We start from the raw sequence: 12,299 nt of genomic DNA on the forward strand, positions 1-12,299 counted from the left end.
AAAACCGTAAACTTAAAATTACAAGCTAACCAATAAATGTAAATGCAGTTTTAAGATCGTTAATAATGTCGTTAACATCCTCAAGACCAACTGATAATCGAATTAAGCCATCACTGATCCCTGCAGCTGCTCTTTCTTCGGGTGTATAAGGCGAATGTGTCATCGATGCAGGATGTTGAATGAGGGTTTCAGCATCCCCTAAACTGACCGCCAGAGTGCAAAGCTGGGTGTTATTTATGAATGTTTCGCCATCTTCTAGGCTGCCTTTAATTTCAAAGGCAATAACACCACCAGCGGCTTTCATCTGTGAGCCAATAAATTGATGACCCGGATGTGATTTAAGTCCTGGGTAATAAACTTGGCTTACTAACGGGTGTTGCTCTAAATATTCAGCAACTATCTGGGCACTCGCACAGTGGCGCTCCATGCGCACAGCAAGGGTTTTTAAACCGCGATTAATTAACCATGCATCATGAGGGCTAATCGTTGCACCAATATCTTTTAGCACCGTCATTTTGATTAGGTTGATATGCTCCTCTGTGCCACACACAAGCCCTGCTACCACATCACCATGGCCATTTAGGTATTTAGTTGCGCTATGCACCACAATATCGATGCCAAACGATGTAGGTTGCTGTAGCAAAGGCGTTAAGAAGGTATTGTCGATAACGCTTATCAGTTGATGCTGCTTGGCAACATCAGCAATTAAACTTAGATCAAGCACCGCCATGGTCGGATTAATTGGCGTTTCTGCAAAAATCATTTTTGAATTGGCTTTAACCGCGCCGCGAAGTTCAGCCTCGTTGGTCATATCAACAAAAGTAACTTCGATACCAAAGCGCGGCAACATGTGAGCAAAAAATGCAAAAGTACAACCGTATAACGCACTTGATGCGACTAGGTGGTCACCTTGTTGTAAAAAGCTAAGCACAGACGCAGACACAGCCCCCATACCGGTCGCTGTGGCAGCCGCTGCTTCACAGTTTTCTAACTGAGCCACTTTTTGTTCTAGCTCTTGGGTTGTTGGGTTACCTAAACGGGTATAAATAAAGCCCTGCTCTTCACCGGCAAATCGGGCTGCACCTTGGGCGGCATTAGCAAAGGAGAAGGTAGAGGTTTGGTAAAGTGGCGCACTCAGTGCGCCGTGAGGATCGTTTGGTTTTTCTGGACCATGAATACATTGTGTATGTAAGTGATGCTTAGTCATTGTGTGTTCTCGTTTTTATTATCAGTACTTCATACTCATAAATAAAACGTAGATACCCACAATGCACAAGCATGCCGGATGCTCAGATGGCTAAATATCACTCAGCTGTTTTTATTAACTGTACACAAAAGTTGTCATTTTGTATTTTCGGTCTCTTTGTCACCCGTGCGTGAGGCAATTTTACGGGCAATACTATTGGCGGTTTCTTTTAACAAGCTTCGCTTATGCTCTAAACGAGGTAACGGGCGGCTAAGCTCCATCGCTTTATAGCCTATACGCGCGGTAAAAATACCTGCACTTAGCCCTTGCGCTGCACGGCCCGACAATTTCCCCAGTAATTCAGCGCTTAGTGCCGTCGCAGCTAAATCTGAGACTAACTCTGCACTACCAACAAACAGCACCTGTTTCACTAATAAGCGATACAATTTAATACGGCTTGCATAACCAAAACCAATACCGTAAATACGGCCAATTTGCTCAATGAGCTTAGTGCCACGCCATAGCACGGCCATCATATCGACTAAAGCCAGTGGGCTTAGCGCCACCAATAAGCCAGACTCAGTGGCAAAACGGTTTATCAGTTTTTTCGCTTGCTGATCTTGGCTTACCAATAAACTATCGGCGTATAAGGTCATGATTTCTTTATCGGTATGGTGACTCGCTATTTGCTGCTTAAACTCTTCAAACCCTGTAAGCTCCTGATGTTTATTAAGCTTTTCAAGCCACGGTAGTGCTTCACCTACTTGCTCGCTATTGAGTAAACGGTCGGCTTCGGTACGATGCAATTGATTACGCTTTAAACTTCTTAGCATGCGGTACTCGCGCCAAATAACACGAGCAATTAGTAGTACACCACTAAGAACTGCCGTTAAATACACCGAGCCTAAAATAATTGATTGCTGAAACGTCACAAACAATGACATCGCAAATTCAAGTAACACTAACGCTAAAAAGCTAAAAATAAACACCCCTTTTAGGGTTTGCCATTTCGACTTTTTATACACAGGCTCAAGCTCAATGCTATCTTGCTGATCTTCTTCAGTGTCGATAAATTCGGCGTTTTCTATGACTTTAGCAACAGTTAACTCCTCTGCTGTAACCTCATTGCTTGCAGAGCTTGAAATACGACGACCAGCCTGAAAGTTCATCTCCTTTGGTTGCTCACTCATGTTAGTTTGTCTCCTATCAGGTACTGCATGACATGATCTAAACGAATATGCTTTAACCGTTTATCAGGGCATGGCAGTGGCGAAAACGATAAGAACTCAAAGCCCTGTTTTGGCCACTCTTGTTTGTTGAGAAGGCGTGACGGTGGCTGCGGCGGTAAATACGTTAGCCATTCTTGCTCGCCCAAAGGTTTGCCATAAATACAGGCTAACTGCTGGCCTTTTTCAGCCACTTGGCGCGGCTCTGTAGCGCAGATAGATGACATTGCCATGGTTTCGATTTGCACGCCTTCGAACTTTAAGTGATTCGTTTGGTCATGCACGATTGAATCAAGCAATAGCGCTAAATCTTTGTGATACTGAGCACTAATATGATCTGACTTATTGGCCGCAAACAGTAGCTTGTCGATGTTTGGTTTAAACAAACGTTTAAAGAAGCTTGCTTCACCATAATTAAAGTGCGCCAGCAACTGGTTAATAACACGACTTTGCTCATGCAGCGTTTCGCTACCTTCATTCAAGGCACTGAGCACATCCACCAGCACAATTTGTCGGTCAAAATGACGAAAATGCTGCTCGTAAAAAGGTTTTACAACCTCTTTTACATAGGCCTTATAGCGCTTTTTAAGATGCGCTAGATTTGACCCTTCGCTTATATCGTCAGGCACATTCGCAACCGGGAAAAACTGTAATAACGGCGCGCCTTTTAGCTCACCGGGCATCAGCATGCGACCAGGTTGTAACATGGCAAGTTTGGTGTCTTTTTTAAGGCCGAGCAATAGCTGCTGATAGAGCGAAGCAACATCAGCAAGTTTACTTTCATCAACACTGGCTGATAAATCAAGTTCAGCAAGGGCTGTTAAAAATGGCTTAGCCTTTTCGTTACGGGCTGTTTGCTGCAACAGTGAGTATTGTGACTCACACCAATCAGCAAATGATTGCTCTAGCATTGGTAAATCAAGTAGCCATTCACCTGGGTAATCTATGATGTCTAAATAAAGTGTTGATTGCGGTGCGAAGTGACCACGTAGCCCCGAGTTACTTTGGTACTTAATTGCTAAACGTAGCGTATTTATGCGCTCGGTAGAGGCAGGCCATGTTGGCTCACCTTCAACAGGTAACAACGCCGATAATGCATTGTTATATTCAAATGTCGGTATTGTCAGTGCTTGCTGCGGCACAATTTTTGTAGCGATATGACGCTTTTCGCGCATCACATCAAAAAAAGGTAAGTTTTTTTCGTCAGCTTGACTTGTTAGGTGTTTAACTAAGGCTGTAATAAACGCGGTTTTGCCACTGCCACTTAACCCCGTGACGGCTAACTTCACGTGTTGGTCTAAACTACGATGAAGGGCTTTTTCCGCTTTATTTTTTAACGAATTAAAGGTGTTCTTTGCAAATGATTGGCTCATAAAGTGTCTGGCACCTTATTTGCGCTTGGTATCACGATGCAAACAAGGTGCGTTTATATCCTTTAAAGTTTGTTGATTTCACGGCTAACCGTAAATTCTGTTGATGTGACATAGCGTTCCATCTCTTGTAAACGACCATCAACTCGAGCAAGACGATCTTTTAAGTCTTGCAATGCACGGCGAGGTGGTTCCCCTTTTTGCCATACTTTAAATTTTACTTCAAGCGGGTCTTGGTGAATGCTATCTGCGCTTTTCACTGTTTTTTCAGTTGGTTTTTTATCTAAAATAAACCACGCTGCGATATAAGCAACAACAATAAACGGGCCGCCTGATAATAGTACTGCTGTCACCACTAAAATACGTACCAGCCAAAGCTCCATGTTAAAGTAATCGCTGATACCTGCGCATACACCTGCTATTTTGCCACGCTCAGGGTCTCTAAATAATTCGCGTTTGGTACTCATACTTTACGTCTCCACTGTGGAGCCTCTTGGTCTAATAAGGCTTCTAAGGTTTCAACACGCTCTGCCATTTTGTCTGCTTTTTGTGCAAGCTCTAACAGTTGGCGGTGCTCATGTTCACTTAAACCTTGGCTAACTTGCTTTTTACTACGGTAATGTAAAATTAACCAAAGTGGGGCAACAACCACCATAAAAACGATAATGGGTGCCATCAAAACTTCTGCATCAAACATGCTACTCTCCTGTCAATCCGTCATGTGTTTAAGCATTGGGGGACACGCCCCCATTTATTATTTTTTATCTGCTAGTTTTTTCTTAAGCTCAGCTAGCTCATCATCAATCTTTTCGTCTTGCTGAAGACCAGCAATTTCGTCAGCTAATGATTTTTTACCAAGATCATAAGACTCTATTTGTGATTCTAGACCATCGATCTTGTTTTCGTAACGTTCGAAGCGGTTTAAAGCGTCTTCGACTTTTGAGCTGTCGAGTGCTTTTTTAACTTCAAGACGAGACTCAGCAGAGCGTTGGCGTAAGATGATTGCTTTTTGACGCGCTTTTGCATCAGCTAGCTTCTCTTGTAACGTGCTTACTTCTTGCTGTAGTTTCTCGATGTGAGACTCTACATGTTCAAGCTCAGTTTCAACTGCTGCGACTGCATCTGCTGACTTTTGCTTTTCAATCAGTGCTGCACGTGCTAAATCATCACGGTCTTTACTGAGTGCTAATTCAGCTTTTTCTTGCCAATCTGCAACTTGAACTTTTAACGTGTCAACGCGACGTACTAGCTCTTTTTTCTCAGCAAGTGTTTTTGCTGATGTAGAGCGAACTTCTACTAATGTATCTTCCATCTCTTGGATGATCAGGCGAACCATTTTTTCTGGGTCTTCTGCTTTATCTAAGATGGCATTGATATTAGAATTAACGATGTCTGCAAAACGTGAAAAAATTCCCATAACATTTACCTCTTTGGTGTTTTAACTTAATCAGTTGGTATATCTAGTATCAATATGCTTGCCAACTTTTATAAACCTAGAATAACCAAATAAATTCAAATAGTTAAACTAAATTTATAAATTTCTTTAGTTCTCAAAGATAATGAAATACACTAGATCTTAGTAAAAATGACTAAGAGTTAGGGAATATGAGCCAATTTCGCCAACAGGATAACTTACTCGGCCAATCTGACAGTTTTTTAAGTGTGCTTGATCAAGTTTCACAACTAGCAAGTTTAGAAAAGCCTGTCCTTATTATTGGTGAGCGCGGTACGGGTAAAGAACTTATAGCTGCCCGTTTGCACTTTTTATCTAAGCGTTGGGATCAAAACTATATAAAGCTTAACTGTGCAGCGCTTAACGAAAACCTACTCGAAAGCGAATTATTTGGTCATGAAAGCGGCGCGTTTACCGGTGCTAGCAAACGTCACGAAGGCCGCTTTGAGCGTGCTAACGGCGGTACGCTATTCCTTGATGAATTAGCCAATACCTCTGCTATGGTGCAAGAAAAACTTCTACGCGTTATTGAATATGGCGAATTTGAACGCGTTGGTGGTAAGCAAACGGTTAAAGTAGATACTCGTTTAGTGTGTGCCACCAATGAAGACTTACCTACGCTTGCTGAACAAGGCGAATTTAGAAGCGACTTACTTGACCGTCTTGCCTTTGATGTTATTACCTTGCCTCCACTTCGTGAACGCCAAGAAGATATCATGCTACTAGCAGAACAATTTGCAATTAATATGGCTCGCGACCTTGAATGGGAGCTATTCAGTGGCTTTACTCGTAGCGCCATCGAAACACTGCAATCTTATGAGTGGCCCGGTAATATCCGTGAGTTAAAGAATGTGGTTGAACGTAGCTTATATCGCCATGGTAATGAACATATTCCCGTTCACCAGATTATTTTAGACCCATTCGCGAGTAAATTTAGACCTAAACAACGGGTTAAAGCTGCGGTTGCAAGTGCTCCAGTTGCTAGTGTCGAACATGCCGCCCCTATTGCTACAGTTCAAAATCAAGAAACGGTGACACTGAATAAACCTGAAATTCAATTTCCTTGTAATTTAAAGCAGCTGTCTAACGACTTTGAAATTGATGTCATTAAAAAAGCGCTTGAACATAGCCAATTTAATCAAAAGAAAACTGCAGAACACTTAGAATTAACGTATCATCAATTACGTGGCTATTTGAAAAAATACAATTTATTAGATCAGCAGCAATAGTTAGAGGCTAATCAGGTGTTTAAACCGTTACTTGCTTTGTCTTTGGTGTGCTTAGTCGGCTGCCTAGACAGCGAAGAAAAAACCACAGAACAAAAAAACCAGGGCTTAGTCTATTGCGCTGAAGCAAACCCTGTGTCGTTTAATCCGCAAGTTACAACGACAGGTTCGACTATCGATATTATCGCTAATCAGTTGTATGACCGCTTGCTGAGTATTGATCCTGTCACCGCTGAGTTTCAGCCTGAGTTGGCAAGTGATTGGAAAATTAGTCCTGATGGTAAAGCCATTACCTTTACACTTCGTAAAGGGGTAAAGTTTCATACTACAAAATACTTCACTCCTACTCGGGAGTTTAATGCTGACGACGTTATTTTTACCTTCAGTCGCCTATTTGACGTATACAACCCTTATCACTTTGTTGGCGATGCCAGTTACCCTTACTTTCAAAGTGTGGGTATTGATCAGCTAATTCGTCGCATAGTCCGTGTTTCTGATTATCAAGTACGGTTTGAGCTCTATAATGCAGAAAGCAGCTTTTTAGCAAACCTTGCAACCGATTTTGCCGTGGTGTTATCTGAAGAATACGCCATGCAGCTTAAAGCACGAAACCAAGAAAACTTATTTGACCAATACCCAGTGGGTACCGGGCCTTATGTGTACAAAGAGTATCGTCGCGATCGTCTAATTCGCTATTATCGTCACCCCGATTATTGGAAACACCCAGTAGTACTTGAGCAATTGGTGTATGACATAACACCAAACGGCACAACACGGGTTGCGAAAATGCTCACTAAAGAATGCGATGTAACTGCGCACCCAAGCAGTGCACAGCTTAGTATTTTATCGCAGCGAGACGACATCACTGTTCAAAAAGAACAAAACTTAAATATTGGTTATTGGGCCTTTAACACTGAGCGACCACCTTTTGATGACGTACGCGTTCGTCAAGCACTGGCCAGTGCCATCGATATAGACAAAATAATGCAAGCGGTTTATTACGGCAACGGCATTAAGGCGCAGTCATTACTGCCTCCGGCCTCTTGGGCATTTGAAGCGCAAAAAGCCATGCCTGAATTTAACCCTGCACTTGCCAAAACATTACTCGCCGAAGCTGGCTATAAAAATGGCTTTGATATGAATATTTGGGCCATGCCGGTAAGCCGTATTTATAATCCCAACGCTCGTAAAATGGCAGAGCTAATGCAAAGCGATTTACGCAAAATTGGTGTGAACGTTAATATCGTCGAATACGAGTGGAATACTTTTTTACAACGGGTTGGTGAACACCGCCACGACAGCGTTTTACTGGGCTGGGCTGCCGACACTCCTGACCCTGATAACTTTATGAGTCCATTATTAAGTTGTACTGCTACCTTTAGCGGTAAAAACCCAGCTAACTGGTGTAACCCTGAATTCGATTTATTACTGACCCAAGCGCTTGATACCACTGATTTGGAAAAGCGTAAGCAATTTTATAATCAGGCACAGCGTATTATCGTGCAAGAACTTCCTATTTTACCGATAGCCCATGGTATGCGCTTTCAAGCTGCAAGTAGCGATGTTAAAGGTATCAATTTAAGCCCGTTTGGCGGTATATCACTGGCTAATGCGAGGAAAGAATAATGATACTCGATTATATTCTTCGCCGCCTAGCGCTATTAATGTTTATGATGCTGACTCTGAGCGTCTTTACGTTTTCATTAAGTTTTTTATTTCCCGGTGATGCCCTTACTAACTTAAGTGGTATTACAAACAGTACCTTTTCACAAACTAATGCGCTTGAAGAAAGGTTTCATTTTACTGAAAACTATGTGGTGCAGTATTTTGCATTCTTAGAGCGAATTATTCAGGGCGATTGGGGTGTCTCTTTTGCATCTGGCGAGAGTGTTTTCCAACACATAAAAGACCTATTCCCTGCCACACTTGAATTAAGCCTTTATGCGTTATTTGTATCTGTGGCTGTTGGTGTGCCAAGCGGTATTTTAGCATCAGCCTACTACAAGCGTTGGCCTGATAAACTGATTAACTCTGGCACACTTATTGGCTATTCGATGCCTGTTTTTTGGTTAGCGCTGCTATTAATCATGGTTTTTTCACTGCAACTAGGCTGGTTTCCTATGTCTGGTCGCATGGGCTTACTTTACGAAATAGAGCCGGTTACTGGCTTTATTCTTATTGATATTATTGCGACTGATTTTCCCTATCACGGTATGGCATTTTTAGATGCGCTACATCATCTAACACTGCCAACAATTGTCCTTGCAATGTACCCAACCACCGTACTGGTGCGCTTTACCCGTGACTCTATGCTTAAAGTTTTAGATCAAAGCTACATCAAAACAGCCCGTGCAAAAGGCTTAAACCGTGCACAATTAATCCTCCACCATGCGCTTCGTAATGCTCTTTTACCGGTTATCAAACAAATCGGTTTACAGTTTAGTACTTTGATCACCCTTGCAATGATCACCGAAGTTATTTTCTCATGGCCGGGCATTGGTCGTTGGTTAATAGACAGCATTTATCAACGTGATTACCCCGCAATCCAAGGTGGGTTGTTGGCTGTGTCTATGTTTGTAATTTTAGCAACTATCGTTGCCGAGTTAACCTATACCCTTTTCGACCCACTCTCGCGGAATCAAGCTCATGGCAAAGTTTAATTTATTCTCTGAAGAGTCGAATAAATCGCCACTAGCGCGATTTTGGCGGAAATTCAAAAATAATCACCCAGCCCTTGTTGGCTTATGGTTGTTTATTGCTTTTGCACTACTGGCGATTTCAGCACCATTACTTGCGCCATATGGTGTGAATCAACAACATAGCGACGCCCTATTGCTGCCCCCCTCATGGCATGACGCAGGCGATGTGCGCTTTTTATTAGGTACCGATGATTTAGGCCGGGATGTACTCTCACGGCTAATGAATGGCGCAACCTACACCTTTGGTTTGTCGGTTGTTGCGGCCTTAATTACTACTGTGATTGGTGTGTTAGTAGGCACCTTTGCAGGTATCAGCCGTGGTATTCGCTCAAGCTTTTTGAACCACTTACTCGATATTACCTTATCAATTCCATCGCTGTTGCTGGCCATCATTATTATTGCAATTTTAGGCCCTGGCCTGATGAATACCGTTTGGGCGATTATTTTAGCCTTATTGCCACAGTTCATTCACTCGGTACGTAATTTGATTGTTGAAGAACTCAACAAAGACTACATTACAGCGTTTAAACTTGATGGCGCCTCAAACTGGCATATTCTTGCTCGTGGGATCTTTCCGAACATTTACGAACACATTGTGGTTATTTTTACCATGGCGCTCTCTACAGCCATCTTGGATATTTCGGCACTTGGCTTTTTAAAACTGGGGGCACAGCCACCCACCACTGAGTGGGGAGCAATTTTGGCAGAAAACCTTGGTTTAATTTACCTTGCCCCTTGGACTGTAGGCTTACCGGGCGTATTATTATTTTTAGCGGTACTGTCTACCAATTTAGTGGGTGATGGGTTACGCCAAGTGCTTAAAGAACGTAAGGCCGACTAACTATGCAATTACTCGACATTCGCAATCTAACGATAGAGTTACGCACCTCAGATACCGTTATTCGTGCGGTTGATAGGGTCAGTTTGACCTTAAAAGAAGGTGAAGTACACGCATTAGTTGGTGAATCAGGTTCAGGTAAAAGTCTCATCGCTAAAGCTATTGTCGGTGTATTAAATAAACGTTGGCATATTACGGCTGATCGCATGCACTGGCGTGGTGTTGACTTAATGCGTTTATCAAACGAACAGCGCCGTAAACTAGTTGGTCAAGACATTGCAATGATTTACCAAGATCCAAGCCGCTGCCTTGACCCAACTGCTAAAATATTTGACCAAATTGCCGAAACTTTACCTACACAAGCGACCAGTGGCTTTTTCTTAAAACGTAATAAACAGCGTAAAGACAGAGTAAAAGCGTTAATCCACAAGGTAGGTATTAAAGATCATAAAAAGGTACTCGACAGCTACCCTCATGAGCTCTCTGAAGGTATTTGTCAAAAAGTGATGATTGCCATGGCCATTGCGCGTACCCCAAAACTATTGATTGCCGATGAGCCAACTACCGCCCTTGAGAGCACCACGCGTGCGCAAGTATTTAGACTATTAAAAAGCTTGAATCAGCTAAAGAATATGTCGATTTTGATGATCTCTCACGAGCTTGAAGAGATTATTGAGTGGTCTCACGGTATGCATGTTTTGTACTGCGGACAAATGGTTGAAGCAGGCCCTACGAACCGTATTTTTAGCCAGCCACATCACCCCTATACACAAGCGCTATTAAAAAGCTTACCTGACTACGAACAAGGCCTTGCTCATAAAGAACCTTTTTATGCGCTTAAAGGCACAATACCTACATTGCAGCATTTACCAATAGGCTGCCGACTAGGGCCGCGCTGTCCGCAAGCGCAAAAAGAGTGTGTGGTTACACCAAAATTAACTAAACACCATAGTCACAGTTATGCCTGTCATTTTCCGTTAATTAAGGCGATGAAATAATGCAACCGCTGCTAAAAGTTCAAGCGTTATCGAAAAGTTTTAACTTGCGAGCAGGTTTGTTTGCTCGAAAACGCTTTTCTGTTTTAAAAGATATTTCGTTTTGCTTAAGCCAAGGTGAGACCATTGCTATTATCGGTGAAACCGGCTCAGGCAAAAGTACTCTTGCAAAGTTATTAGCGGGCGCTGACAGTGCCGATAAAGGACAGATATTGCTCGATGGCAATATTATAGAAAATGATGGCATACGTGATAACGACTGCCGCCACATTCGCTTGATTTTCCAAGATTCTGAGGCGTCATTAAATCCGGGTTTAACTATCGGCGACATGCTGAACGATTGTTTACAGTACAACACTGATTTAAATAAAGATGAGCGAGAAGAAAAAATTAAACAAACTCTCGCAAAAGTGGGCTTGCTGTTAGATCATCAACATTATTACCCGCACATGTTTAGTAGTGGCCAATTGCAACGTATAGCACTTGCACGGGCTTTAATTTTAGATCCCAAGGTTGTAGTGCTTGATGAAGCGTTATCGTCTCTAGACCCTTCTGTGCGCGCACAAACGGTAAACTTATTACTACGCCTACAAAAAGATACTGGACTTAGCTATGTACTTATTACCCATCATCTAAGTCTGGTGCGCCACATCAGCGACCAGCTCGTGGTACTTGATCACGGCGAGATTGTTGAATACGGCCAAACCGAAGCAATTTTCCAAGACCCACAATCTAAAGTGACACAGAAATTGTTGAACTGCTGATAGTGAGCTGTCAGCTATCAGCCGTAAGCTGTCAGTTTGAGTCGGCGTTAAAACGCCTCCCACGGGGTGATTTGATCACTCAATTAACTTTACTCTTTCCCCTTGCAGCTTTACTCTTATCAAAACTTTTTATACATCCCTTGGCTTTGTGGTGCGACAAACTTGTAGCCAAGCTTTTCGTAAAAACCTGGTTTGTCAGCGACCATAGTGACATAGCTGCCTTCAAAAGCGGCAGCTTCAATGTAGCGGTCAACATGTTCCATAATCACACGCCCTAACCCTTGCCCTTGATATTCTGGTGATACAGCAATATCAACTACCTCAAAATTACAACCACCATCACCAATAACACGGCCCATGCCAATCAACTCATCGTCTTTGCGAACACAAATAGCATAGAGAGAGTTTGGCAATCCCGCCTTCGCTGCTGCTAATGAACGAGCTGATAAGCCGGCCTTAAGGCGCATTGCACAGTATTCTTCTGCACTTGGTAACTGCTCTATTAGGCGATACTCCATAAATACTCCTTGTAGTTGCGAGTG

General features: G+C 42.7%; 13 protein-coding genes. 6 read left to right on the forward strand and 7 right to left on the reverse strand.

Features of this window, described 5'->3' with window-relative positions; translation table 11 throughout:
* Positions 1 to 25: 25 nt before the first annotated feature.
* From megL to pspA, 6 genes are all read right to left on the reverse strand, one after another.
* On the reverse strand, positions 26 to 1,207 hold the full coding sequence (megL, locus tag L1264_RS02740) for a methionine gamma-lyase (protein WP_199525863.1): 1,182 nt from the start codon (positions 1,205 to 1,207) through the stop codon (positions 26 to 28).
* 134 nt (positions 1,208 to 1,341) lie between these two features.
* Positions 1,342 to 2,376: a TIGR01620 family protein gene (locus tag L1264_RS02745; RefSeq protein ID WP_199525862.1), complete on the reverse strand. Its 1,035-nt coding sequence runs from the start codon at positions 2,374 to 2,376 to the stop codon at positions 1,342 to 1,344.
* On the reverse strand, positions 2,373 to 3,785 hold the full coding sequence (locus L1264_RS02750; RefSeq protein WP_199525861.1) for a YcjX family protein: 1,413 nt from the start codon (positions 3,783 to 3,785) through the stop codon (positions 2,373 to 2,375). The genes L1264_RS02745 and L1264_RS02750 overlap by 4 nt, the downstream gene beginning before the upstream one ends.
* 62 nt (positions 3,786 to 3,847) lie before the next feature.
* Positions 3,848 to 4,249, reverse strand: a complete 402-nt coding sequence (gene pspC / locus L1264_RS02755) for an envelope stress response membrane protein PspC (protein ID WP_135923996.1) — start codon at positions 4,247 to 4,249, stop codon at positions 3,848 to 3,850.
* The gene (gene pspB / locus L1264_RS02760; protein WP_036969793.1) at positions 4,246 to 4,479 is read right to left on the reverse strand and encodes an envelope stress response membrane protein PspB; all 234 of its coding nucleotides are present in this window, start codon (positions 4,477 to 4,479) and stop codon (positions 4,246 to 4,248) included. The genes pspC and pspB overlap by 4 nt, the downstream gene beginning before the upstream one ends.
* Positions 4,480 to 4,536: 57 nt before the next feature.
* A complete protein-coding gene (pspA, locus tag L1264_RS02765; protein ID WP_135923995.1) occupies positions 4,537 to 5,199 on the reverse strand; it encodes a phage shock protein PspA in 663 nt (220 codons plus the stop codon).
* A 188-nt stretch (positions 5,200 to 5,387) separates the two neighbouring features.
* Between pspA and pspF the strand changes: the two genes are divergently transcribed.
* The 6 genes from pspF to L1264_RS02795 are packed head-to-tail and all read left to right on the forward strand — an operon-like array spanning position 5,388 to position 11,757.
* Positions 5,388 to 6,464, forward strand: coding sequence for a phage shock protein operon transcriptional activator (gene pspF, locus L1264_RS02770; RefSeq protein WP_135923994.1), 1,077 nt, complete (start codon positions 5,388 to 5,390; stop codon positions 6,462 to 6,464).
* 15 nt (positions 6,465 to 6,479) lie between these two features.
* The gene (locus L1264_RS02775) at positions 6,480 to 8,087 is read left to right on the forward strand and encodes an ABC transporter substrate-binding protein (protein ID WP_135923993.1); all 1,608 of its coding nucleotides are present in this window, start codon (positions 6,480 to 6,482) and stop codon (positions 8,085 to 8,087) included.
* Entirely contained in the window at positions 8,087 to 9,121 is a 1,035-nt protein-coding gene (locus tag L1264_RS02780; RefSeq protein WP_199525860.1) for an ABC transporter permease, read from the forward strand. The genes L1264_RS02775 and L1264_RS02780 overlap by 1 nt, the downstream gene beginning before the upstream one ends.
* Positions 9,108 to 10,001 carry an ABC transporter permease subunit gene (locus tag L1264_RS02785; RefSeq protein ID WP_135923991.1) on the forward strand — a complete coding sequence of 298 codons (894 nt, stop codon included), beginning with the start codon at positions 9,108 to 9,110 and terminating at the stop codon, positions 9,999 to 10,001. The genes L1264_RS02780 and L1264_RS02785 overlap by 14 nt, the downstream gene beginning before the upstream one ends.
* Positions 10,002 to 10,003: 2 nt before the next feature.
* Positions 10,004 to 10,996: a peptide ABC transporter ATP-binding protein gene (locus L1264_RS02790; protein ID WP_135923990.1), complete on the forward strand. Its 993-nt coding sequence runs from the start codon at positions 10,004 to 10,006 to the stop codon at positions 10,994 to 10,996.
* Positions 10,996 to 11,757 (forward strand): ATP-binding cassette domain-containing protein, encoded by a 762-nt coding sequence (locus tag L1264_RS02795; RefSeq protein WP_135923989.1) that lies wholly within the window; start codon positions 10,996 to 10,998, stop codon positions 11,755 to 11,757. Before L1264_RS02790 ends, L1264_RS02795 begins: the two co-directional genes overlap by 1 nt.
* Before the next feature lie 119 nt (positions 11,758 to 11,876).
* On the opposite strand, the gene L1264_RS02800 is transcribed toward L1264_RS02795, so the two are convergent.
* Positions 11,877 to 12,275 (reverse strand): GNAT family N-acetyltransferase, encoded by a 399-nt coding sequence (locus L1264_RS02800; protein WP_199525859.1) that lies wholly within the window; start codon positions 12,273 to 12,275, stop codon positions 11,877 to 11,879.
* Between the last annotated feature and the right edge of the window lie 24 nt (positions 12,276 to 12,299).

The sequence above is a fragment of the Pseudoalteromonas sp. APAL1 genome (assembly GCF_021532475.1).
In the GTDB taxonomy this organism is placed as follows: domain Bacteria; phylum Pseudomonadota; class Gammaproteobacteria; order Enterobacterales; family Alteromonadaceae; genus Pseudoalteromonas; species Pseudoalteromonas lipolytica_C.